25 protein-coding genes are annotated in these 23,951 nt (G+C 50.2%); 18 read left to right on the top strand and 7 right to left on the bottom strand.

The window, feature by feature from the left end; translation table 11 throughout:
• Positions 1-46 precede the first annotated feature (46 nt).
• The 13 genes from C6Y45_RS09355 (at position 47) to C6Y45_RS09295 (ending at position 11,562) form a co-directional block, all read left to right on the top strand.
• The gene (locus tag C6Y45_RS09355; protein WP_107584962.1) at positions 47-949 is read left to right on the top strand and encodes an ABC transporter ATP-binding protein; all 903 of its coding nucleotides are present in this window, start codon (positions 47-49) and stop codon (positions 947-949) included.
• On the top strand, positions 946-1,797 hold the full coding sequence (locus tag C6Y45_RS09350; RefSeq protein WP_107584961.1) for an ABC transporter permease subunit: 852 nt from the start codon (positions 946-948) through the stop codon (positions 1,795-1,797). Before C6Y45_RS09355 ends, C6Y45_RS09350 begins: the two co-directional genes overlap by 4 nt.
• 26 nt (positions 1,798-1,823) lie before the next feature.
• The gene (locus C6Y45_RS09345) at positions 1,824-2,204 is read left to right on the top strand and encodes a GntR family transcriptional regulator (protein WP_425427864.1); all 381 of its coding nucleotides are present in this window, start codon (positions 1,824-1,826) and stop codon (positions 2,202-2,204) included.
• Positions 2,201-2,896: an ABC transporter ATP-binding protein gene (locus C6Y45_RS09340; RefSeq protein WP_107584960.1), complete on the top strand. Its 696-nt coding sequence runs from the start codon at positions 2,201-2,203 to the stop codon at positions 2,894-2,896. Before C6Y45_RS09345 ends, C6Y45_RS09340 begins: the two co-directional genes overlap by 4 nt.
• Positions 2,896-3,684 (top strand): hypothetical protein, encoded by a 789-nt coding sequence (locus C6Y45_RS09335; protein WP_107584959.1) that lies wholly within the window; start codon positions 2,896-2,898, stop codon positions 3,682-3,684. The genes C6Y45_RS09340 and C6Y45_RS09335 overlap by 1 nt, the downstream gene beginning before the upstream one ends.
• 290 nt (positions 3,685-3,974) lie before the next feature.
• A complete protein-coding gene (locus C6Y45_RS09330) occupies positions 3,975-4,985 on the top strand; it encodes a thiamine pyrophosphate-dependent dehydrogenase E1 component subunit alpha (RefSeq protein ID WP_107584958.1) in 1,011 nt (336 codons plus the stop codon).
• 25 nt (positions 4,986-5,010) lie between these two features.
• Positions 5,011-6,033: an alpha-ketoacid dehydrogenase subunit beta gene (locus C6Y45_RS09325; protein ID WP_107584989.1), complete on the top strand. Its 1,023-nt coding sequence runs from the start codon at positions 5,011-5,013 to the stop codon at positions 6,031-6,033.
• A gap of 12 nt (positions 6,034-6,045) precedes the next feature.
• On the top strand, positions 6,046-7,149 hold the full coding sequence (locus C6Y45_RS09320; RefSeq protein ID WP_107584957.1) for a dihydrolipoamide acetyltransferase family protein: 1,104 nt from the start codon (positions 6,046-6,048) through the stop codon (positions 7,147-7,149).
• A gap of 48 nt (positions 7,150-7,197) precedes the next feature.
• Positions 7,198-7,434 carry a glutaredoxin family protein gene (locus tag C6Y45_RS09315; RefSeq protein WP_107584956.1) on the top strand — a complete coding sequence of 79 codons (237 nt, stop codon included), beginning with the start codon at positions 7,198-7,200 and terminating at the stop codon, positions 7,432-7,434.
• A 590-nt stretch (positions 7,435-8,024) separates the two neighbouring features.
• Positions 8,025-8,861 (top strand): CRISPR system precrRNA processing endoribonuclease RAMP protein Cas6, encoded by an 837-nt coding sequence (cas6, locus tag C6Y45_RS09310; RefSeq protein WP_160058268.1) that lies wholly within the window; start codon positions 8,025-8,027, stop codon positions 8,859-8,861.
• 285 nt (positions 8,862-9,146) lie between these two features.
• Positions 9,147-10,403 (top strand): TIGR02710 family CRISPR-associated CARF protein, encoded by a 1,257-nt coding sequence (locus C6Y45_RS09305; RefSeq protein WP_107584954.1) that lies wholly within the window; start codon positions 9,147-9,149, stop codon positions 10,401-10,403.
• Positions 10,404-10,643: 240 nt separating this feature from the next.
• Entirely contained in the window at positions 10,644-10,877 is a 234-nt protein-coding gene (locus C6Y45_RS09300; protein WP_107584953.1) for a hypothetical protein, read from the top strand.
• A 94-nt stretch (positions 10,878-10,971) separates the two neighbouring features.
• Positions 10,972-11,562 (top strand): DedA family protein, encoded by a 591-nt coding sequence (locus C6Y45_RS09295; RefSeq protein WP_107584952.1) that lies wholly within the window; start codon positions 10,972-10,974, stop codon positions 11,560-11,562.
• Between the two features lie 264 nt (positions 11,563-11,826).
• Here C6Y45_RS09295 and C6Y45_RS09290 read toward each other — a convergent pair whose 3' ends face one another.
• Both C6Y45_RS09290 and C6Y45_RS09285 read right to left on the bottom strand, forming a co-directional pair.
• Positions 11,827-12,852: an ABC transporter permease gene (locus C6Y45_RS09290; RefSeq protein ID WP_107584951.1), complete on the bottom strand. Its 1,026-nt coding sequence runs from the start codon at positions 12,850-12,852 to the stop codon at positions 11,827-11,829.
• Positions 12,849-13,571: an ABC transporter ATP-binding protein gene (locus C6Y45_RS09285; RefSeq protein WP_107584950.1), complete on the bottom strand. Its 723-nt coding sequence runs from the start codon at positions 13,569-13,571 to the stop codon at positions 12,849-12,851. The genes C6Y45_RS09290 and C6Y45_RS09285 overlap by 4 nt, the downstream gene beginning before the upstream one ends.
• A 289-nt stretch (positions 13,572-13,860) precedes the next feature.
• Between C6Y45_RS09285 and C6Y45_RS09280 the strand changes: the two genes are divergently transcribed.
• A complete protein-coding gene (locus C6Y45_RS09280; protein WP_245922627.1) occupies positions 13,861-15,891 on the top strand; it encodes a catalase in 2,031 nt (676 codons plus the stop codon).
• A 9-nt stretch (positions 15,892-15,900) separates the two neighbouring features.
• Here C6Y45_RS09280 and C6Y45_RS17500 read toward each other — a convergent pair whose 3' ends face one another.
• From C6Y45_RS17500 to C6Y45_RS09255, 5 genes are all read right to left on the bottom strand, one after another.
• Complete coding sequence (locus C6Y45_RS17500; RefSeq protein ID WP_160058266.1) at positions 15,901-16,206, bottom strand: hypothetical protein; 306 nt, start codon at positions 16,204-16,206, stop codon at positions 15,901-15,903.
• A gap of 46 nt (positions 16,207-16,252) precedes the next feature.
• On the bottom strand, positions 16,253-16,960 hold the full coding sequence (locus tag C6Y45_RS09270; protein ID WP_107584948.1) for a haloacid dehalogenase type II: 708 nt from the start codon (positions 16,958-16,960) through the stop codon (positions 16,253-16,255).
• 15 nt (positions 16,961-16,975) lie between these two features.
• A complete protein-coding gene (locus C6Y45_RS09265; RefSeq protein ID WP_107584947.1) occupies positions 16,976-17,560 on the bottom strand; it encodes a protein-L-isoaspartate(D-aspartate) O-methyltransferase in 585 nt (194 codons plus the stop codon).
• Between the two features lie 162 nt (positions 17,561-17,722).
• The gene (locus tag C6Y45_RS09260) at positions 17,723-18,340 is read right to left on the bottom strand and encodes a hypothetical protein (RefSeq protein WP_107584946.1); all 618 of its coding nucleotides are present in this window, start codon (positions 18,338-18,340) and stop codon (positions 17,723-17,725) included.
• Positions 18,341-18,754: 414 nt separating this feature from the next.
• Positions 18,755-19,162, bottom strand: a complete 408-nt coding sequence (locus tag C6Y45_RS09255) for a (deoxy)nucleoside triphosphate pyrophosphohydrolase (RefSeq protein WP_107584945.1) — start codon at positions 19,160-19,162, stop codon at positions 18,755-18,757.
• 351 nt (positions 19,163-19,513) lie between these two features.
• Here C6Y45_RS09255 and sat point away from each other — a divergent pair, with 351 nt between their 5' ends.
• The 4 genes from sat to C6Y45_RS09235 all read left to right on the top strand — a co-directional run bounded on the left by sat (position 19,514) and on the right by C6Y45_RS09235 (position 23,930).
• Positions 19,514-20,677 carry a sulfate adenylyltransferase gene (gene sat, locus C6Y45_RS09250; RefSeq protein ID WP_107584944.1) on the top strand — a complete coding sequence of 388 codons (1,164 nt, stop codon included), beginning with the start codon at positions 19,514-19,516 and terminating at the stop codon, positions 20,675-20,677.
• 52 nt (positions 20,678-20,729) lie between these two features.
• Positions 20,730-22,505, top strand: coding sequence for an SLC13 family permease (locus C6Y45_RS09245; RefSeq protein ID WP_107584943.1), 1,776 nt, complete (start codon positions 20,730-20,732; stop codon positions 22,503-22,505).
• A gap of 72 nt (positions 22,506-22,577) precedes the next feature.
• Positions 22,578-23,180, top strand: a complete 603-nt coding sequence (gene cysC, locus C6Y45_RS09240) for an adenylyl-sulfate kinase (protein ID WP_107584942.1) — start codon at positions 22,578-22,580, stop codon at positions 23,178-23,180.
• Positions 23,181-23,204: 24 nt separating this feature from the next.
• Positions 23,205-23,930 carry a phosphoadenylyl-sulfate reductase gene (locus tag C6Y45_RS09235; RefSeq protein ID WP_107584941.1) on the top strand — a complete coding sequence of 242 codons (726 nt, stop codon included), beginning with the start codon at positions 23,205-23,207 and terminating at the stop codon, positions 23,928-23,930.
• Positions 23,931-23,951: the final 21 nt, after the last annotated feature.

The raw sequence follows: 23,951 nt of genomic DNA, 5'->3' as shown, positions 1-23,951 counted from the left end.
ACTATGTAGTTAATACACTAGAACATTATTTGAAGGAGGAACGGGGATGGAGTATGTACTGGAAGCTGCAGGTTTGTCGAAACAGATCAGAAAAAAGACGCTCGTGGAAGAGGTGGATCTTTTCGTGCGGCCGGGGGAGGTATTTGGACTGCTCGGACCGAACGGCGCCGGAAAAACGACGACGATCCGGATGCTGTGCGGCCTGATCCGGCCGACGTCCGGAAGCGTCAGCATCTTCGGATCCGATTTAAAAAAGCACCGGGCTGAAGCGCTCGAAAGTGTCGGTGCGGTCGTGGAAAACCCGGAGCTCTACGGCCACCTGAGCGGATGGGATAACCTCAGGCACTATGCACGGATGCACAAAAATATCCCGCTTTCAAAAATCACCGAAGCAGCGGAAAAAACCGGCATCGCGCACCGTCTTCAGGAAAAAGCCGGCACGTACTCGCTCGGGATGCGTCAGCGGCTCGGTCTCGCCCAGGCACTGCTTCACGACCCCGGACTTCTTATTCTTGATGAGCCGACGAACGGCATGGATCCGGCGGGCATCCGTGAAATGCGGGAGTATTTCCGGCAGCTCGCAGAACAGGAGGGAGTCAGCATTCTCGTCTCCAGCCACCTCCTGTCAGAGATGCAGATGCTCTGCGACCGGGCGGCAGTAATGCAGCACGGTAAGGTGATCCGGACGGCGTCGATGACCGAACTGCTTGAAGCAAAGCAGCAGATCGTCCTGAAAACGGCACATAAGGATAAAGCTGCCGGGGTGCTCGAGGAGCGGAAATATGAGAGAAAAGGCACGGAGTTTATTATTTCCGGAAGCGCGGAGGAGATTCCGGAGCTGAACCGGGAGCTCGTCGCGGCAGGCGTGGATGTACAGGCGCTGTACCCGGGTCAGAACGGGACGCTCGAAGACACATTTCTCGATATGACAGGAGGGAAAGCGCTGTGAATCTTTTACGTAATGAGTGCATGAAGCTGTTTAAGAAAAAAAGCACGTGGGTGATGGGTGCGCTGATTGTTCTTCTCGCTGTCGGTGTCACGGCGCTGTTTGCGCTCGTCGTTGGTCCATCCCCTGCGGCGGAGGAAATGGAAGCCGCGGAAGCGGCCTACGCTGAAGCGGAGGGAATCACACAGGCAGAGGACGAGCACACGCTCGTTCCGGTCATCGAAAATGCCGGTCTCATGAGCGTAGTGACGATGTTTACCGTCATTGCAGCTGCCGGAATCACGGCCGGGGAGCACGCGGCAGGGACGATTAAACTGCTGTTGATCCGGCCGGTGGCGCGCTGGCAGATTCTTTTATCAAAACTTGCCGCTGTGTTTCTTTTCGCTGCGGCAGTGACCGTGCTTCTTTTTATCGTATCTTTTTTTGCAGGCATTCTGTTTTACGGCTGGAACATGCCGTCCGGCTACTATATCGTGTCGGGTATGGGGGACATAGCGGCGCATCCTGTATACTCGTACGCAGCCGGTCTTTACGGGCTGTGGTTTGTGGAGCTTCTGCTGTTTGCCGTCATTGCCTTTATGATCGGCACCGTGTTTAAAAGCACACCGCTCGGCGTCGGCATCCCGCTCGTCCTCCTCTTTACCGGGAGCCAGGCGGCATTTCTCATAGCAGATTACAGCTGGGCCGGCGCAGTGGTGTTTTCCCACACGGATCTCGTTTCCCGGTTTATGGGCTCCCCGGGAGTGATCGGCGTATCCATCGCCGTGTCCATTGTCGTCATCGCGCTTTATGCCGCCGTCTTTCTTCTTATTTCCTTCTGGCGGTTTACAGTCCAGGACGTGCTCGATTAAACAGTTAAAAGCAGCAGAGAAGGGACGTGAAGCATATCGAATTCAATGATTACCAGCCGATCTACCAGCAGCTGATGGACCATATCAGCCAGCGGATCTGCCGGGGGGATCTCGCACCAGGTGAAAAGCTCCCGTCCGTCCGTACGATGGCGGTGGAAGCCGGGGTCAATCCGAATACCGTGTCGAGAACGTATATGGAACTGGAGCGTGAAAAAATCGTGGAATCCAGAAGAGGCCAGGGAACGTTTGTGACAGAGGAAAAACAAGTAATCGAAAAACTGCGGAAAAGCCAGGCAGCCGTGCAGGCGGACCGCTTTAAAAGCAGTATGGAGCAGCTCGGAATTGATAAGGAAACAGCGTTCCAGCTGCTGAACAACACGTGGGACGGAAACGGAGGCTCATCATGACAAACGTAAGCTGCAGGAATGTATCCAAAAAATACGGCCGGAAAGAAGCACTTCACAGCGTCGATCTGACACTCCCCGAAAACGGGATTGCCGGCATCATCGGGCCGAATGGAAGCGGAAAATCGACATTTTTAAAACTGATCAGCGGACTGATCCGGCCGGACAGCGGAACGGTGAAAATTAACGGCACGGAAACAGGAAGAAAAAGCGGTTCGGAAGCGGCCTACCTGTCCGAGGAAGATTCCCTTTACGATTTTATGACGGTCGGAAAAACGATCGCTTTTTCGGCAGGTGTCTATCCGGGGTTCGACCGGGAGCTCGCCCACACACTGGTGGAGGAAATGAAGCTTAACGAAAAAGACAAAGTGAAGCATCTGTCCCGGGGAAATAAAGCCCGGCTGAAGCTTGCCGTGACGATGGCCCGGAAAACGCCGGTGCTCTGCCTCGACGAGCCGCTCTCCGGCATGGATCCGCTCGTTCGGGAGGATATTCTCCGTCTGATCGTGACGCATCTCGACGTGGAGCATCAGCTCTGCCTGATTACGAGCCACGAAGTCAAAGAGCTCGAACCGTTTCTGGATCACGTGCTGATCATGCACGACGGGCAGGTTGTTGTAGACCGGAACGTCGAGGAACTGAAAGAAACAGAACGAAAATCACTCATCGAAATGCTGCGGGAGGTGACGGGCTGATGTGGATGACACTATGGAAAAAAGAATGGCAGGAAAGCCTGCCGAGGTTTGGTATCGTTATAGGTGTCCTCCTGCTTATGTACGCAGGGATTCTGACGGCTGCCTTTAATGGCTCCGCACTCGCCCTGCTTCTCGGCTTCTTTGCCGTCGGACTGCACCTCGTGCTGCTGCTACTGCTCTGGGCCCTGTCGTTTCACGGCGAGTGGAGGAGCCGCACCCAGTGGACGTGGCTGAATATTCCGGCTCCCGGCTGGCAGCTCGTCACAGCAAAACTTGCCGCAGGTTTCAGCCAGTATGTGATCTCGATCGCTTTACTGACCGCCGTCGGATTTTTATCGATGCGCATCTTTGCGTCCGGCATGGGGGCACAGTTCCGGGAATCGGTCGACGTGATGCAGAATGTTTTAACAGGATTTTTTCCGTTAATGCTTCTGGCTCTTACGTACGCGGCCGTGTTTCTCGGTCTCGGGCTCGTCTTCATCATTTTGATGGCCCGCTCGGTCAAAAAAATCGGCTGGGTGATCGGCCTTGGTTCCGCGCTCCTGTTTTCGTACGTGTATTCGATGTTCAACCAGAGCAGCCTGTACGAAACGCTTTTCCACCACGGGGTGCTGTTTGACGCCGAACAGACGCTGCAGAACGTGACAAACGGCAGTATGAACCTTCAGATGGAAGTCGAACAGGGAGCGAATATTTACGCCGGACAGCTCGCGGTGGAAATGCTTCTCGCCGCCGGAATCATCGCGCTTCTTTCGTGGATGGTGGATCGTTTCGTCCAGCCGTCGTAAAAGAACGGTTCAATAAGAACAGGAAGCCGTATGAACAGCGGTTTTCCTGTTCTTTTTTTAGTGTTACAGAAGCTTGTTTGTTGAACCGGCCTGCGGACTGTCCCAGGTTTCCTTACTAATAAAGCCTTTCGTATCAACACGAGCAAGAACGGTTCCGTCCTTTAAAAAGAAAAATTCAGAATATTGACATTTTTGTCATTCCAGTCGTAAGATAAAGTCGTAGTACGTTGTCAAAAGTTTCCTGTCATTCTTTTTGTAAGCGCTTACTAAAATGAACAGGAGGGATCAGGATGTCCATTTCGGAAGAAAAAAAGACGGCTGTGCCACTGGAAAAAATGAAGTGGATGTACAGTGAAATGGTAAAAATCCGCTACTACGAGGATCAGATGGTGGAAGTGTATTCAGAAGGGAAAGCGCCTGTTTTTAATATCGGCGCAGGAACGGTACCCGGGGAAATGCACCTCGCCACCGGCCAGGAACCGGCAGCTGTCGGCATGTGTGCACACCTGACGAAGGAGGACACGGTCACGGCACCGCACCGGCCGCACCACCACGCGATCGCGAAAGGCGTCGACCTGAAAAAGATGACAGCGGAGATTTTTGGACGGAAAACAGGACTCGGCAAAGGCAAGGGCGGCCATATGCATTTATTTGACCCGGCCGTGAAATTTTCGTGCGGAGGCATCGTCGCAGCGGGTATCCCCCATGCCGCCGGCGCAGCGATGGCAGCGAGAATGAAAGGAACCGATGCGGTGGCGGTCGCGTTTATCGGGGAAGGAGCAGCGAACGCCGGAGCGTTCCACGAAACGCTGAACCTCGCCGCCTTGTGGAACCTGCCGCTTATCGTCGTCGTGGAAGACAACGCGTACGGTATATCTGTACCGAAAAAAGCCTCCACCTCGGTCGAATCAAACGACAAGCGGGCCGGGGCCTACGGTATTGCCGGCGCGTACGTGAAAGACAACGATCCGGTGGCGATGTACAAAGCGTCCGAAGAAGCGGTGACGAGAGCACGGGACGGCCAGGGGCCGACGATTATTGAAATTGAAACGTACCGCTTTCTCGGTCATTTCCAGGGGGATCCGGAGCTTTACCGGGACAAGGAGGAAGTGCCGGGCCTCCGTCAGCAGGACCCGATTTTAAAACTTAAAAAGCAGCTGCTCGACAGCGGCATGGAGGACGCGGAAATCGAAAAGATGGAAAAAGCCGCCAAGCAGGAAGTGGACGAGGCGTATGAATTTGCGAGAAACAGTGAGTTTCCGGAGGCGGACGATGCCCTACGCGACGTATTTACTTCTTAAAAAAACGGAAAGGAGCGGATGCAGCATGGAAACAGCAAAAAAGCGGATGCTGTCCGGAAACAAAGCGATGGCCGAGGCGATTTCCCAGGAGATGGAGCGGGATCCGAACGTATTTGTGCTCGGGGAGGACATCGGCAAGTACGGAGGAATCTTCGGCTCTACGCAGGGGCTGATCGAAACTTATGGACCGGAAAGGGTGCTTGATACGCCGATTTCGGAAACGGCATTTATCGGAGCGGCGATCGGAGCGGCCGCCGAAGGAATGCGTCCGGTGGCGGAGCTGATGTTTGTCGACTTCTTCGGCGTATGTATGGACCAGATTTACAACCATATGGCGAAAATTCCGTACATGTCCGGAGGAAACGTGAAGCTGCCGATGGTACTCATGACAGCGGTCGGCGGCGGCTATAACGACGCGGCCCAGCACTCCCAGACGCTGTACGCGACCTTTGCGCACCTGCCGGGCATGAAAGTTGTCGCCCCGTCCACCCCGTACGATCTGAAAGGAATGATGACGTCGGCGATCCGCGACGACAACCCGGTCGTCTTTATGTTCCACAAATCCCTGCAGGGGCTCGGCTGGATGGATCAGCTGGACGAAGCGGTCGGAAACGTACCGGAGGAAGCGTATACCGTGCCGCTCGATAAGGCAGCGGTCGTCCGGGAAGGAAACGACGTGACGATCGTCGGCATTCAGATGATGACCCATTACGCGGTGCAGGCCGCGGAAAAACTGGCAGAAGAAGGCATTGAAGCGGAAGTCATCGACCTGCGCTCCCTCGCCCCGATCGATAAGGACACGATTTTAACGTCGCTGAAGAAAACCGGACGGCTGCTCGTCGTGGACGAAGACTACCTTTCCTACGGCATGACTGCAGAAATTGCGGCGATTGCTGCCGAAGAAGCGCTGTACGACCTGGAAGCCCCGGTCCGCCGGGTGGCCGTACCGGACGTACCGCTTCCGTACAGCTCGGTGCTCGAGGACTTTGTTATCCCCGGGAAAGAAAAAATCTATGAGGAAGTTAAATCGCTTTTGGAGGAAGGGTAGAAGGAGGTCCGTATGCTGAACGTCACACTGCCGGAATTAAAAGAGGGAATCGACGAAAGCCTCGTCGTCCTCTGGTTCGTGTCGGAAGGCGACAGCGTCCAGAAGGGCGATCCGCTCGTCGAAGTGCAGACAGAAAAAGCGGTCTCGGAAATTGAAGCCGAAGAAGACGGCGTGATCGAAAAAATTGCTGTGCCGCGCGGGGAATCGGCGAAAGTCGGGGACGTGCTTGCCGTAATTGACACCGGTGGGAGCCCGAAGACGGAAAAAGAAACCACTCCGGAAAAAGCGGAGAAGAAAGAAGTCCCGGCGGCCCCGAAAGTTCCGCCGAAGCTGAAAAAGCTCGCCAAAGAACTTGGCGTCCAGGTGGACACGATCCAGGGCACCGGAAAAGAAGGACGGATTACGGAAGACGACATCCGCCGGGAAGGAACGCAGAAAGAAAAGCGTCTGCCGCTTTCCGGCACCCGCGGCGTGATCGCGAGACGCATGGTCGAGAGCCTTCAGGAAAGTGCCCAGCTGACAGAAACCGCCTGGGCCGACGTGACGCGCCTCGATCTGGATAAAAAAGATCTCGACGGTGACCCCGGCTGGACGGCGCTCACCGCAGCTGCCGCAGCCCGCGCGCTGAAAAACCACCCGCTTTTAAATGCCCACATCGAAGGAGAGGAAATTGTCCTGAAAGAGAGCATTCACCTCGGTTTTGCCATCGATACGAAAGACGGGCTCCAGGTGGCGGTCGTTCCGGAAACAGACAGCCTCTCCCCGGGGGAGCTGCAGGAAAAGCTCGCAGAGAAAGCTTCCCGCGCAAGAAACAAAGGGCTTTCCAAAGACGATATGGAAGGGGGGACGTTTACGCTCACGAGCCTCGGCGGCTACCGGACGGAATTTTTCACACCGATTATCAACCCGCCGCAGACCGCGATTCTCGGTATCGGGCGCATTCAGCCGTACGTCGCCATGTACGAAATGAAACCCCGGGAAAAGTACCGGCTCCCGCTCAGCCTCACCGTGGACCATCGGGCTGTGGACGGCGCCCCGGCAGCGGCTTTCCTCGACGAAGTAATCGAGCTTTTGGAACAACCGGACAAACTTCTCGAAGAAGAATCAAACAATTGATCAGTGCCTTTCTCTCCGCTACACTGGAGAAGAAAAGGAGGTGCTGCAATGTCAGTTGTTGTTTATTCCACGAAGGACTGCGTCGAGTGCCGTTTCGTCAAGCAGATGCTTGAGCATAAAGGCATCGATTTTGAAGTACGTGACATTATGGAAAACAAAACGTACCGTGAAGAAGTCGAATCGTACGGCATGCTCGGGGTTCCGGTTACCGTCTACAACGGGGAAGCCGTCAAAGGCATGAACCCGGAGCTTGAGAAGCTTGTGGAGAAGATAGAGGCAGACTAATGAAGCTTTGAAGCAGCAACTTTTTGCCCTGCATGGTACCGAAATCAGCTCTTCTGATTAAACAAAAAAGAAGTATAAAAGAACATAAAGAAACTGCTCGCTATAGAGTGGTTTCTTTGTGCTGTGTAATGTGTTTTTAAGAGGATAGATTTAGGGACCTTGTTGGAATCCGTAGTGCTGCATAGTCTGAAATGACTGAGAAACTAAATAATGAGAATATTATAAAAATATAAAAACAACATGTTTTTGTCCAATTTTAAAGTGTCCCTTTTTTTGCAGGGGCATTTTTTGTTTATATCTTAAACGCTAAACAGTTTGTTAGAACTCTATTTTCCGAAAGAAAGTTCATGGTTAAATTGAAAAAATTAGTTAAATTAGATTTTGTTCATAAGTCTTTTGATTTATAATAAATACATATTAATCCCTTTTAATTATTCTTTTCTGGGAAAGAGGTTGTTTTTAAAAAATTATTAACTGAAAATAGGGGTTTTTCGATGACAGAAGCTGTACATAAGGCACCCGTAATGTTTCATTTTCGCATTCATTTAAAAAGCTGTTCGCACGGCCTGCTCCCGGAACACAAAACGTCTATGCTCCATGGGATTCTGACAGGAGAATTCAGGAGAAACGTATGCCACAACATGAAAATCTCCTGCAGAGACTGTGCTTTTCTTGACAACTGCCAATACAGTGCGCTGTTTGAATCTCCAAAAACTTCAGCCGCTGTTTTCAATCACAGTCAGTCCGTACCTCCTCCCTACCTCATCAGCTGTGATTCCCGCTCGGTCGACTTTGCTCCGGGAGATCCTTTGGCGTTCGACTTTCTCCTGTTTGGAGACGACGTAGAAAAATACATCCCCCAACTTTTTGCCGTGATCCAGAATATAAGCTCCTATCCGCTCGGCGAAAACCATCTGCCGTTTGAGCTGGATCACGTGGAGCAAAAAACATCTGAAAGTTCTTTCACTATCATGGAGAACGAAGTAACAGCCAGGCCTGAACCCTCCCCGTGGACGTTTCAGCTGCCGGAGCGCTACGATAAAATATTTATTCAGTTTGCTTCGCCTTTTCGTACCCAAGAGAATAACGAGCTTGTCAGGGAATTTGTGCCGGCAGTATTTTTCAATCAGGTCCGACAGCGGTTTACTCAGTTAGTTGACCCTAAAAACAAGAAAACACTGGAATTTCCGAAGTTGCCCAACATGCATGATGTTCATTTACATCACTCGTCCTGGAAGGACATTCCGTGCTGCTCCTCGTTCCACGGAGAAGACATGATACTCGGTGGAGTACTTGCATCTTTTCATATGAATCGGAGCAGCGAACTGGATGCATGGCTGCCATATTTGTTTTTCTGCGAAAAATACCACGTTGGGAAAGAAACAACTTTTGGCTTCGGTAAATATTCACTCTGGGTAAAGCAGTAACAGCTGCAATGGTGCTCAAAAGCCAAGTATTTGCCTGCTTTATTAGGAAACAAATGAGATGAAGAAATTTATAACTTCTTTAGAAACAGAAAAAATTATCGGATCTGTAACTTCCAAAAAGTTCAACTATTTTTAGTATTAACAAATAATTTAACAGCCTCTTCAGAGTACTACCCTCCCTTTGTTTCGTTAAGCAAAGGGTTTTTACTGTTAATTATCGGAAATTAAAAGGAAATTATATATTTCTAACGAACTGTTTACAGAGGATAATAAAGGGGGACTTCGATGAAAACGAAAAATAGAACAAGAATGATGATCTGCTCTATAGGAAGAAGCAAGGAACCAGCAGTTCAATCATTGAAGGCAGTAGAGCCGGAAAGTGTGGTGTTTTACTGTTCGGATGGAGCGTCGGAATACCTCCCCGGAATTATTAGGGAGTGTCCCTTCATCAGGCATACAGCGGTAGTGGAAACGACGGACGGGGAGGATATTGAGGCGAATCTTCACCTTCTTTATATGGAACTTCCGGTACATGTTGACCGCAGGGGGCTTAGCTGGGAGAATGTGCTCGTTGATTACACAGGGGGTACAAAAACGATGGGGGCAGCACTCGTGCTGGCAACAGTGGAGACAGGGGTACAGTACGCATATGTAAGCGGTGACAAACGAAGCGGGGGTGGCAAAGTGATCCTCGTAGACGGGACAGAAAAAGTTCTCCGGAAAGCTAATCCATGGAATGCGATCGTACTAAAACAGCGCAAAGACATTACAAACGCATGGAAATTCGGTCATTACGACGAAGCCGCACGTCTCTGTGAGGAAATTAAGGATAATGTAAGTGGGGAAAATTACTGGAAAGACATCTGTAGAGGGCTGATTCCTATGTTTGAAGCTTATAGAGAATGGGATCGCTTTCGATATAAACAGGCTTTCAAGTTGATGAAACAGGCCAGGGGAATGCTTCACCCGTATTGTTTTATGAGCAGACCGTTGAAAGCAGTGATTGTCCGTGTGGAAAACCATATCCGTATGCTTGAGCCCATGGTTGTTGAAAGTGCGGAAAAGAAAAGAGGCTTTCTGCTGCAGGACCTTCTCGCGAACGCCATGCGGTGCGGTGCTGAGGAGCGTTATGACGATGCAGCGGTACGTCTTTATCGGGCGCTGGAGCTTGCAGCTCAGCATCGGCTGTGGGAAGGTTACAATATTGATTCCCAAAAATGTAATAAAAAGCAGGTGCCAGAAACTCACCGTCAAGAATATGTGCAGCGTGACTCCTCAGATGACGAGCTGCTTCAGCTCGGACTGCACGCTTCCTACATTCTGCTCGAGGCCCTAGGAGATGAAATGGGCAGAAAATATGTCCGACACCAGGAGGAAATCCAGCAGCAGCTTCTACACAATCAATCAGTCCTCGCCCACGGTCTGGATCCAGTTACCGAAAACGATTACGATCGAATGCTCCGTCTCATGCTGGAGCTTACGCAGACCGTAAAAACAGAGCTTCCGATATTTTCTCCAGTTGATCTCGCCACAGATTTATAGAAAAAGTAGTCATGTTTTCCTGTTTTACTCTAAAAACACTACGCAGGACTTTTTAAGAAAGGAAAAATAATACAGGTGAATCAGCAGAGGTCGAAGTCGAAAACGGAAGTATCAATTTTGACAATTTTCGGCAAGGATCGGACGCAATCCTTACGATGAATGAACCGGGCATCACCGCTCTGCATGCGACGGGAGAGCATGAAGTAATCCTGGCGCTCCAATGAGCTTAACTATTCCTTTATGACGCTGGAGGAGCTGGAAGGTTTTGCTGTCTGGACCGAGCTGCACTTTGCCGAAAAAGCCGGGGAATATTTGTACGTGGAAAACTACAAAAACGACCTCCGCCGTCGGAACGATGCCTACTGGAAAGGATTTCAGGAGCTGGAGGAAAGCCTGAAGCAGGCTCCGCCGACGGTCCGTACACCGTTCGACCTGTACAAAAACACGTCCGGACGCCGGGCCGTTGATTTTTAGCCTCTGAGGAAAGAAGCTTCACTTTTCCCCGTTAATTTCCCGGGAAATGGGGTAAAGGTATTCCTAGAAAGAATACTGGAGAGGAGCCTTCCGCATGCTGGAAGTGATATTTGACATACTCAGAGAGCTCGGATGGGCGGGACTCATCGCCGGCATCGCCGTGGAGGCGCTGTCGATTCCATTTCCTGCCGCCATCATCTTTTTAATTTACGGCTATTTGATTGGACCTTCCGGCTGGGACATTGTCTGGATCAGCCTGCTTGCTTCGGCCGCCTATACGATAATTGCCTACATTCCGTATTACCTGTCGCTCCGCTTTCAGGGGTTCGTCCAGCGGCGGCTCGTTTCGAAGCGCGCAAAACGCATGGTCCGGTTCATGGAAAAGTACCGGGAATGGACGATCGCCGCCGGACGGGTGCTCGGCATGGGCTATATCGTCTATGTCGCTGCCTTCTGCAAGATCACTCCGCTCCGATACGGAGTGTTTACGTTTATCGGCGTTTTTCCGGTGGCTGTAGTAATGCTTTATCTCGGTACGCTCGGCGTTGTCGGGGAAGCGTACGGAGTGTTTCAGAACGTTCAGTATTTGATTGCCGGCCTTTTTGCGGCCGCTGTCGTCTACTATATTTATTTCCGGATGAAATCAAAGAAAAAAACAGAAAACGTTCCGTCGAGAGCCCGGTAGCTGCCGGGCTTTTTTTATGGCGTATGTTTCTTTTTGTATTTGGTAGAATTAAGTGGAAAGCTGGAAGGAAAGTACCTGGTGTTGGTATAATTGCCTTCATTTGGAAGAAAAAACGCAGAGGTTGGAAGAATTGTGCCGGCAGGTTGGAACTATTCCGGAGAAGATTGGTAGAATTATGCATAAAGTTGGTAGAAATCCACCGCCCTCCTATCCACGTTAAAAAGACACCTTCAGAGAGGCGGGTGTCTTTTTAAAACAGTCTTATTACAGCCGGCGGTGTTTTTTCAGCGCAAGAATGTTTAGGCTGATAAAGAGGACAGAAAACCCGGCAAGCACAGCGATCTGCATCCAGTAATCCGACGGCCCCTCTCCCCGGATCATGATACCCCGCAGCGCTTCCGCTCCGTAAGTCAGCGGCATAATTCTTCCGATACCGCGGAGAAAAGGGTGCATCGTTTCCAGATTAAAAATCCCGGAGAAGAACACCTGCGGAACGATAACGAGCGGAATAAACTGGATCATCTGAAATTCGTTTCCCGCAAAAGTGGATAACAGCGTGCCGAGACTCAGCGCAGCGAGCGCAAGCAGGAGCGTAATGAGCAGCACGTTCCAGAAAGAACCGGCCATAAACATATCGAGCACATAAATCGAGTAGAAAATAATGATAAGCGACTGCAGTACAGCAAAAAGGCCGAAGCCTCCGAGATATCCCGCAATAATTTCCCACCGCTTCAACGGACTCGCAAGACTTTTTTCCAGCGTCCCCTGGATCCGTTCTCTTAGAAAAGAAATTCCTCCTACAAGGAATACGAAGAAAAATACGAAAAAGCCAATGAGGACAGGACCGGTGTTATCAAACAGATTCAGTTCTGCAGATCCGTGGAGGTAAAGAATTTCAAGAGTTATTTCCTGATGAAGCGGATTCATGTCCTGAAGGGTTTCCTGAAGAAGCCGAATGACGGACCGGTTGGCTGCAGAATCACTTCCTTCGAGAATGAGGGAAAGGCGGTCATCTTCCCAGCTCAACACCCCGTCAACTTCCCCCGCCTTCAGGACACGGCCGGCTTCTCTCATATTCATGGAGGAAAAGTCTGCTTCTTTATGCTCAATTATATTCGTAAATGCAACCGGTGCATCCACGATAGCTATTTCCGGCTCGTATTCCTCCGTGTCCAGTACGAGCCACAGAAGCGTTATGACGAGAATCGGAGCGAAAAGCATGAGGGCAAGCGCCCGTTTGTCACGGCGGAACTGCCTTAATATCCGGTGGATAACCGCTGCAGCTTTCATGACGTAACCCGGCCGTAGTGAAGAAATACTTCTTCCAATGAATCTGCTTTTATGGAAGCTTTAAGCTCTTCCACTGTTCCCTGCACGATAACCTCTCCTTCACGCAGAAGAGCAAGCTGATCACATTTTTCCGCTTCATCCATGACGTGGGTCGTCACGATAATCGTCTTTCCTTCCACCGTCAGCCGGTGAAATTCTTTCCATATGGTTTCACGCAGAACAGGATCGATGCCGACTGTCGGTTCATCAAGAATAAGAATGTCCGGATCGTGGACGAGGGCAGCAGCAAGGGAAAGTCTCCGCTTCATGCCGCCGGAGAAACTGCTTACCTGCTTTTTGGCGGAGCTCGTAAGGTCTACCGTTTCCAGGCAGGATTTAACGCGCATTTTGACCGATTGGCGCTCCAGACCGGAGATGGAAGCAAAATATTCCATGTTTTCCTGAGCCGTAAGTTCAGGATAAAGAGCATCCGACTGAGCCATAAAACCAATGTGCTTCATTTGATGTAAAGAGGGCATACGGGTCCCCATGACAATTGACTGGCCGAGGGCGGGCTTCAATATTCCGAGCAGCACTTTAATAAGGGTAGTCTTACCGGAGCCGGAAGGACCGAGAAGACCGAAAATTATTCCGGGCTGAATGGCAATAGAAACATCGTACAGCACCCGGTGACGTCCGTAAATGTGAGAGATATGAGTTAACTGCACAGCTTCATTCATATCCAGCCCTTCTTTCCCTTTTTTTTATTGATATACTTTCATTATATTCCAATTAATTAAAGAAAATAGGGAAAATATGCTCATATATCAGCTATAGAGCAGAAATTTAGCCGAGGCTGGTAAAATCACGGGGAAAGTTGGAAGAATTCCTTATCTTTCCCCGTCCTTTTCGCGTCATTCGGGGACTTTTTTCGTAAAAATACCGGGCAGAACGTTTATTACTGTAAGGATCAGGGAAAAGTTCAGTGGTTTAACCCATCAATTTTCAAAAACCGGGGAGGAATAATCATTGAGTAAAAATAAGAAGCAGGATCAGCTCGAACAGTTTAAAACTGATGACCGCGGCAAAAAGATGACGACGAATCAGGGACTGAAAATTTCAGAGGACGAATTTTCCCTGAAAGCAGGGGAGCGCGGACCGACGCTTCTGGAGGACTTCCATTTCCGTGAGAAAATGACGCATTTTGACCATGAACGGATTCCGGAGCGGATTGTCCATGCGCGCGGTTTTGCGGCGCACGGAGAATTTCAGCCGTACGAATCCATGAAAGAATATACGAAAGCAGGCTTTCTGCAGAGTCCGTCGAAAAAAACACCGGTATTCGTCCGGTTTTCCACGGTGGCAGGTTCCCGGGGTTCCGGTGATCTGGCACGAGATGCGCGCGGATTTTCCACAAAATTTTATACAGATGAAGGAAACTACGACCTTGTCGGTAACAACATCCCGGTGTTTTTCATTCAGGATGCGATCAAATTCCCGGATGTAATTCACGCCGTGAAGCCGGAACCGCACAACGAAATCCCGCAGGCAGCATCTGCGCACGATACGTTCTGGGATTTCGTCGCAAACAACCAGGAGTCAGCGCACATGGTGATGTGGACAATGTCCGACCGGGCGATTCCACGGAGCTACCGTATGATGGAAGGGTTCGGGGTACATACCTTCCGTTTTGTAAACGAAAAGGGAGAGGCCCACTTCGTGAAATTCCACTGGAAGCCGGTGCTTGGTACGCATTCGGTCGTCTGGGACGAAGCCCAGAAAGTGAACGGCAAAGACCCGGACTTCCACCGCGGGGATCTTTGGGAAGCGATCGAAAACGGCAATTATCCGGAGTATGAGCTCGGTGTGCAGCTCGTGAAGGAAGAAGACGAGCACAGCTTCGACTTTGATATTCTTGATCCGACGAAACTCTGGCCGGAAGAAGATGTTCCGGTAAAAATCGTAGGTAAAATGACGCTCAATAAAAATACAGACAACTACTTTGCCGAAACAGAGCAGGTCGCTTTCCACCCGGGTCACGTCGTGCCGGGGATCGACTTTACGAACGATCCGCTGCTGCAGGGGCGACTGTTTTCCTACACAGATACACAGCTGATCCGTCTCGGCGGGCCGAACTTCCATGAGCTGCCGATTAACCGGCCGGTCTGCCCGTTCTTTAACAACCAGCGGGACGGCTACGGCCGGCAGACGATCAATAAAGGACCGGTCGCCTATCATAAAAACTCGATGGCGGACAACACTCCGGAACCGGCAACGAAGGAAGAAGGCGGCTTTGAGCATTATCAGGAGCGCGTGGAAGGACACAAAATCCGCGCGAGAAGCGACAGCTTTAAGGATCACTTTTCCCAGGCGACGCTTTTCTGGAACAGCATGAGCGCTGCGGAAAAAGAGCACATTATCAATGCCTTCAGCTTTGAACTCGGAAAAGTGGAAAGCAAGGATATCCGCCAGCAGGTCGTGGATATGTTTGCGAACGTAAGCCTGGATCTGGCAAAAGGCTTTGCGAAAGCGATCGGTGTGAAACTTCCGGAAGGGCCGGGAAGCAGCGTGACAAAATCTTCTCCGGCGCTGAGCCAGGAAAACACGAAGAAAAAGCCGGATACCCGGAAGGCAGCCGTACTGATCGGTGACGGGTTCAACGGGAAGGAAATCAACGCGGTGCTGAAAGAGCTGAAAAAGCTCGGTGTCCAGACGGAAATCGTCAGTGACAGCCAGGGAACGATCAAGGGCAGCGACGACACGGAGCTGGAAGTGGATCACACGTTCCTGACAGCAGACTCTGTCCTGTTTGATGCCGTGTACGCCGTGGGCGGAAGCAGAGCGGAAAAAACGTTCTACCGCCAGGCAGCCCAGTTCGTGCACGAAGCGTTTTTCCATTACAAGCCGATCGGCGCTTCCCACGAAGGAGAAGCACTGCTGCAGCTTGATAACATGAAAGAAAGCCCGGGCGTAGTCATCGGTGGAACGCCGCGAGAGTTCTCGAAAAACTTCGCCGACGCAATCGCCTCCCACCGTTTCTGGGAGCGGGAAGTCATATAGAAAGTATTTTCAATTCGTAACTATAGTAAAAGAAGCTGTCTCCGAACTGGAGGCAGCTTCCTTTTTGTCTGGTGGGTTCGGATCTGCAGGCTGGTGATTAAAAGCCGGTCTATAATGATTAATTCCCTTCGAAAGCCCGCCTATAATGACAGCAGATGGTTTATCCTGATTAAAAATACTTCTAATGACAATAACCCCGGCTATAATGATTAAACAGTCCCGGTTAAAGATTAATGACCCGCTTATAATGATTAAAATCAGCTCCGCCGCCTTATCCGTCGGATTTCCCCCGCACCAAAAAAAAGGCCGGCTCAACTGTTGGTTGAGCCGGTCCCGGAGGAAAGGGAAAAACGTGCGCCTGTCAGCAGCGGAGCTGATCGGCAAGGTCAATAAAATCGTTGGCAGCGTAGTCGTATTCTCTTTCAGGAACCAGATTCGGAACGTTTCCGGCCCCGAATTCAAGCGGCCGGTACACGTAGGCTGTCCGGAAACCGAGGTCCTGCGCGGCCTGCAGGTCATACTGGTGTGCAGCGGTCATGAGAATTTCCTCCGGTTTTAAATCGAGAAAGCGGGCGGCCATTTTGTAAACGTCTGGATCCGGCTTATAGCTTTGAATCATTTCCGGAGATAAAATCACATCCCACGGCAGGCCGGCGTGCCGGGCCATATTGACGAGAAGGGATACGTTCCCATTGGAAAGCGGGCTGATGATGTGCTTCTGCTTCAGCCGGTACAGCCCCGGAACCGCATCGCCCCACGGATGGAGCCGGTGCCAGACGGTGTTGATATACTGGAGCGTTTCCTCTGAAAGCCTCGTAATGCCTTCCTCCTCCAAAATCTCCTTCAGCGCTTCGTAGTGGAGATTGTCCAGTTTCTTCCACTCTTTCTCCCCGTCGAGCACTTTTTTCAGAACAGGGTGGTACCTCCCGCGCCATCTGTCGGCAATGTCTGCCCAGTCCAGGTCGAGGGCAAACTCTTTATTAAACTGATGTCCTTCCCGGATGATCGTCGAGCGGTAGTCCACGACCGTTCCGAATACGTCAAAAAGCAGTGCCTTAATGTCTGCCACAAAAATACCTCCCGGTTACTCATCGTAAAGTTTTACAAACTGCACGTACATAAGTTTCTTCGTGATGATCTCCCCGTCCTCCTTCTTTGTTACTTGAAGCAGCTCCTGCAGTCCGAAAGTACCGACAGGAATAATCATTTTTCCACCTTCCTTCAGCTGGTCGATCAGTGCATGAGGAATCGTTTCGGCGGCGGCAGTGACCATAATCCGGTCGAAGGGAGCTTCCTCCGGCCAGCCGTTGGAGCCGTTGTCACAGCGGAAGTGGATATTTTTAAAACCTGCCTGCCCGAGCTTTTCAACTGCCCGCTCATAAAGAGGGCGGATCCGCTCCACTGTAAATACTTCTTCTGCAAAAGAAGCGAGAAGGTCGGTCTGAAATCCGCTTCCGGTCCCGATTTCGAGTACCTTGTGATGTGGCTCGAGACCGAGGGCAAGCGTCATTTCCAATACGAGCGACGGCTGGGAAATGGTCTGGCCGTGGCCTATGGAAAACGGGCGGTTCATGTGGGCTTTATCTTTATCGTGTTCCATGTAAAAACTCCGGTCCATTTGACGGAAATAGCGTTTGATTTCCTCGTCCACCGTTATCCCTTCTTTCATTTAAGCTTACTGTTCTATACCATCTTCCAGACCTTATGTAACCTGAAATATGAGAAAAGAAGTTCCGGAAGAGCGGGGACGTCCTTTTTCAGATGCAGTGGGAATGCTTCCACAGGAAAAGGCCATGACGGAAGGCGTCATGGCCTGTTTACCTGAGAAAATTCAGTCTTTGATCCACTCTCCACGGGAAACCCTGGAAGTAGTTTCTGTGCTTTCTTCTTTGTTAAAGTTTATTTTCTCTGTGCTTACATCTTCTTTTGTATCAACCACCTGAGGCTCTCCTTTTATTTTGTCGACGGTCGTTTCGCTCGTTTCACCGAGATGCTTGCCGCTGCTTCCCGGAGCGCCCCGGTGTTCGTTCGTGGTAACTGTAGTTTTTGTAATCGTCACCGGAGTTTCGATGAAGTCAGTTGTTTTTGTTGTGATTACTTCGTCCCATGTTTCGGTAACTGTTGTGGTTTCAGTGGTTGTAGTAGTACGAAGGCGGTACCAGTCCTGGGACGAATGCTCTTCCTTCTCCACAATTTCCGTTACGACAGGATCTTTTTCATAAGTCTTTACTTTAGGAACAGTTTCTTTACTCTCGGAAACATCGGTATCATATAAAGTTTTTTCATATACATCTTCGCTTGTCGTTACTTCGGTTGTAATGCCTTTATGAAAATTTTCACTCTGCCCCGGTGCTTGGGCTTTCCCGTTTGAAGCAAGGGCTCCGGTGGCCAGGCTCATGGAAAAAATAAGTGTCAGTGTGAAAATAGACATTTTTTTCATTTTATTCATTCATAATCTCCCCTTAAAATGTTTAGTCAGCGGCTTCCTGCTTATGAACAGACATACTGAATAAGGAACCAGGTCCCGGGCGGAAATACACTCCGGAAGCAGTGGTTCTTTTAAGCCTGGATATGGAGGCGGCCGCCGATTCATATCAAGGGTTGTTATTTACAGTATATGGATTTGTTCGTTATAAAGAAAGTATTTATTTTCGACAAATATTGACATTTAGTTAAAAAATACTGATATTAAAGGATTTTTAACGATGGAGAAAAAGAAAAACAGATATATTTGTTTTATTTAATACATTTTATTCAATGTAGAGAACTGTTATAACGCAGTAATATACGTCTTTATACTAGAAAAAACCGCTCCCCGGAAAAAGCTTTTCAGCTTCTTTCAAAGAACGGTTTGTATCCATCACTATGAATTAAGTACTTTTTTTTCTTCGATCAGTGCTTCCACTGCCGGTACGTCGGCCGGTGCCCAGACGAGAGAAGCAAGGCTTTCTTTCGGCAGCCATAGAAGCTCTTCGTGTTCCTGTGCCGCAGGGGCGCCTTCTATGAGCTTCGCTTTCAGTGCGATCAGCTGGACCACTGCCGCCTCGTATTCATGGGTATGGTCATGAAAAATGCTGCCCGCTTTAATCGAGCAGGCGAGCTCTTCTTCGATTTCCCGCTCGAGCGCTGTCTGCAGACTTTCTCCTTCTTCCACTTTTCCGCCGGGAAATTCCCAGACGTTTGGAATGCTCATTTGTGAAGAGCGGAGCGCGCAGAGCACTTTTCCTTCCTGTTCGATAACCGCTGCTACTACTTTCACTTTCTTTTTCATCAGATTCCGCCCCTTTCTACTGTGTATGCTACCAGACTGAAAAAGAAAGCGCAGCAGAAAGAAGATTTCTCTCACAGGAACGCAGAAAATGAAGGAAGGAAAACACCGTCACAGCAAGATTTTTAGAAGAAGAGCTGCTTTACGGTGCAATTGTAAAATTAAAGAAATCAAAAAAATATATTGAATTATCCTGATGGGTGTACTATGATTACTAACAACGAATTTTCAAAAAATTATAAGTCAGCAGGAGCTTTCTTTTTTTATTTTAAAACATAGTAAAAAGGTAAGAATTATAAGTTTTATGAATTTTAGAAAGGTAAAGTACATTATTACAACCATAGGAGGGGTTATATGTCTATTCAACCGCACGGAGGAACGCTCGTAAACAGGGAGCTGAAAGGAAAAGAACGGGAGGAGGCACTTCAGAGAGCAGAAGGCCTGAAGCAGCTGAAAGTTTCCGACTGGACCATTTCCGACCTGGAACTGATCGGTATCGGGGGATTCAGTCCGCTCGAAGGATTTATCGGACGCGGGGATTATGAAAATGTTCTCGAAAACAATCGGCTTGCTGACGGAACGGTGTGGAGCATTCCGATCACTCTGTCACTGACCGCTGAAGAAGCAGACACATACGATGTCGGGGAAACGATTGCTCTCCGCGGAGAGGACGGCATTATTTACGGCACGCTCGACCTTCAGGAAAAGTACGCTTACGACAAACAGCAGGAAGCAGAAAAAGTGTACGGAACAAAAGACGCTGCCCACGCCGGAGTACAGAAGCTTTATGAGCGCGGGGAAATATACGCTGCCGGTCCGATTACTCTTTTAAACCGCCCGGACCACAGTGATTTTGCGGATTTTCACCTCGATCCGGTGGAAACACGCGCCCTGTTTAACGATCTTGGGTGGAAAACAATCGTCGGTTTTCAAACAAGAAACCCGGTACACCGGGCGCACGAATACATTCAGAAAGCAGCACTTGAAGCGGTCGACGGCCTGCTGTTAAACCCACTTGTCGGGGAAACAAAATCCGATGACGTATCTGCGGAAATCCGTATGGAAAGCTACGAAGTGATTTTGAAAAACTACTATCCGGCCGACCGGTCAAGACTCGTGATTTATCCGGCGGCGATGCGCTATGCCGGACCGAAAGAGGCTGTGCTGCACGCCATTGTCCGTAAAAATTACGGATGCACCCATTTCATTGTCGGACGGGATCATGCCGGTGTCGGCGACTACTACGGCACGTATGAAGCACAGGACTTTATTACGGAGTTCGAAGAGGAGCTTGGTATTCAGATCTTCCGTTTTGAACACGCCTTTTTCTGCACGGAATGTGAAAACATGGCGTCGGCGAAAACGTGTCCGCATGACAAGGAATTTCACGTACACCTAAGCGGAACGAAGGTTCGGGAAATGCTGCGCAGAGGAGAAAAGCCGCCGAAGCAGTTTACACGCCCGGAAGTAGCCGAAGTGCTGATAAAAGGCCTGCAGGAGACGACAGTAAAAGCGTAAAAGGCCCACTCCCGCATGGAAGCTGCCCGGATAAGATCAGGAGGGCAGAAAAATGACAGTTGAAATAGGGATCGTACTGGCAGTTGTCGGCATCATGCTTCTCTGCCTGATTAAAGAAGCGGCGAAGCCGGAAGTCATCCTTCTCGTGACGCTCGCTGTGCTCCTTCTGCTCGGGGTGATGGAGCCGGCGGAAGCGCTGCGGGGATTTTCCAATGAAGGAATGCTTACCGTCGGCCTGCTGTTCATTGTTGCCGGCGCTGTTCAGCAGGGAAACGCGCTGAATTATTTAGTGAAAATGGCTCTTGGCTCAGGAAACGGAAGAAAAAAATCGCTTATACAGATGATGTTTCCGGTTGCCGGCCTGTCTGCTTTTTTAAACAATACGCCGATCGTCGTCATGTTTACACCACTCATCCGGAAATGGTGCAGGGAACGGGGAATTGCTCCATCCAAATTTCTTATTCCGCTTTCCTACGCGGCTATTTTCGGCGGAACGCTTACATTGATCGGCACGTCGACGAACCTCGTCATTCACGGGTTTATGCTCGAGCAGGGGATGGAAGGATTTTCGATGTTTCAGCTGGCAGTTGTCGGTCTGCCGGCAGGTCTGATCGGTGTCCTTTACATGAGCACGGTAGGCTACCGCATACTGCCGGACCGCCGGACGTCGACAGAGGCATTTTCTGAATCATCAAAGGAATACTTATCCCAGGCATTCGTGGAAAAAGGGTCCCCGCTTGCAGGAAAAACAGTCGAAGAAGCAGGCCTTAGGCGCATGGAAGGATTTTTTCTTATTGAACTGATCCGCCGCGGCAACCGATCGGCCCCGGTCGCACCAACAGATGTACTGGAAGAAAACGACCGCCTCATTTTCACCGGTTCGTTTACTACGCTTGTCGACCTGCAGAACATTAAAGGGCTGCAGCTGGAAACAGGAACAGATCTGAAGCTGGAAGAGCTGCAGAATGGGAATGCCCACCTTTTGGAAGCAGTCGTTTCCCACCGTTCTCCGCTTGCCGGCAGAACGCTGAAGGAAAGCTGTTTCCGGACAGTGTACGACGCCGGAGTCGTGGCTATACACCGGAACGAGGAACGGGTCAAAGAGAAAATCGGGGATACGGAACTGAAGCCCGGGGATACGCTGCTTCTGCTTGCGGATGGGGATTTTCTTCACCGCTGGAATAACACGAAGGATTTTTATCTTTTAAGTGAAGTAACGAAGCCGGATATCGTTCATTCCCGAAAAGCGCTCATCTCCCTCGTGACTCTCATTTTGATGATCACCCTCGCAGCAACCGGGCTGCTTTCCATGTTTGAAGCAGCGGTTCTTGCCGTACTCACGCTTTTTGTCACAAACTCGATTTCTTTGGAAAAAACAAGACGGTTCATTCAGGTGGACGTTCTGCTCGTTATCGCGTCGGCGATCGGCATCGGGATGGCACTTGAACAGTCCGGGACAGCCTCCTTCATCGCTTCCCATCTCGTGCAGATTTCCAGCGGCATCGGAGTGATCGGCGCCCTTACGGCAGTGTATTTTCTTACTTCCTTTTTCACAGAAATTATTACGAACAATGCGGCCGCCGTCCTCATGTTTCCAATTGCTTTTGCGATTGCCGAACAGCTCGGCTACGACCCGACCGGATTTTTCGTTGCCATTGCTATCGCTGCTTCCGCAAGCTTTGCGACACCGATCGGCTATCAGACGAACCTCATCGTCTACGGACCGGGCGGATATCGTTTTTCTGATTACGTGAAGGTAGGGATTCCACTCAATATTCTGTATTTAATCGTCACCGTTTCCATCGTCCAGTTCGTCTGGCTCGGGTAGACTTTTTTATTTCTTTATAAAACCGAGTAAATTGATTGGTTTAATAAATCCATTGAAAGAGGAGAGATTTTTATGAGCAGTTCGACAAATATTACGTGGCACGACTCTGAAGTAACCAAACAGGAACGACAGAAACAGAAGGAGCATAAAAGCGCCGTACTCTGGTTCACCGGTCTCTCCGGTTCCGGTAAATCAACCATCTCCTCCGCTCTCGAAAAAAAGCTGTACGAAGAGGGGATCCATACGTACCGGCTCGACGGGGACAACGTCCGGCACGGTTTAAACAAAAACCTCGGCTTCTCCCCGGAGGACCGGACGGAAAATATCCGCCGGATCGGGGAAGTGGGCCGGCTGATGACAGACGCCGGCCTGCTCACACTCACGGCGTTTATTTCGCCGTACCGGGAAGACCGGGACAGCGTGCGGGAGCTTCTGGAAGAAGGAGAATTCATTGAAGTATACGTAAAGTGCGGCCTGAAGGCGTGTGAAGAAAGGGATCCTAAAGGACTTTACAAAAAAGCAAGATCCGGAGAAATTAAAGGGTTCACAGGAATTGACGCCCCGTACGAAGAACCGGAACATCCGGAGCTGACAGTGGAAACAGACACCCAGTCACTGGAAGAATCTGTGGAGCAGATTATCGATTATCTTAAAAAAGAAAAGTATCTCCGGTGACGAAGCGGAGGAAAGGAGAGGCAGATGAGCAGGATAACCTTTGAAAATTTCCAGGACGATCCTTTCCGGGGAATAAATCCGGGGGATTCTTCCAAGGGAGCAGAAAAAGTACTGGAATGGGCGTACGGCACGTACGGGGAAGATATCGTCTACGCCTGCAGCTTCGGGGCAGAGGGTATCGTCCTGATCGACCTCATTTCAAAAGTAAAAAAAGACGCCTCTATTGTGTTTCTTGATACCGGACTCCATTTTGCGGAAACGTATGAGCTGATCGACAAAGTGAAAGCGCGCTATCCGGAGCTGCAGGTGGAAATGAAGCAGCCGGAGCTGACAGTAACCGGTCAGGAAGAAAAATACGGACCGGCACTCTGGGAAAGAGATCCCAACCAGTGCTGCTATATCCGGAAAATTAAACCGCTGGAAGAAGCACTCTCCGGAGCGGTCGCCTGGGTTTCCGGACTTAGAAGAGAACAGTCCCCGAGCAGGCAGAACACGAATTTTGTGAACCGCGACGAGCGATTTGAATCGATAAAAGTGTGCCCGCTCATCCACTGGACGTGGGAGGATGTATGGGAGTATATAAAGACAAACGAACTCGATTACAACGAACTGCACGATAACAATTATCCGAGCATCGGCTGCGTGCCGTGTACAACAGCTGTCGAAACAGGCGGCGACAGCCGGGATGGAAGATGGCAGGGCAGCATGAAAACAGAATGCGGGCTTCACACTGCCGGAAACAGGCGCTGAATCAAACAAACAGAAGAGGGG

Source organism: Alkalicoccus saliphilus, from assembly GCF_003044065.1.
Taxonomy (GTDB): domain Bacteria; phylum Bacillota; class Bacilli; order Bacillales; family Salisediminibacteriaceae; genus Alkalicoccus; species Alkalicoccus saliphilus.
The sequence above is the reverse complement of the archived record's forward strand: the minus strand, read 5'-3'. Positions and strand labels throughout refer to the sequence as shown.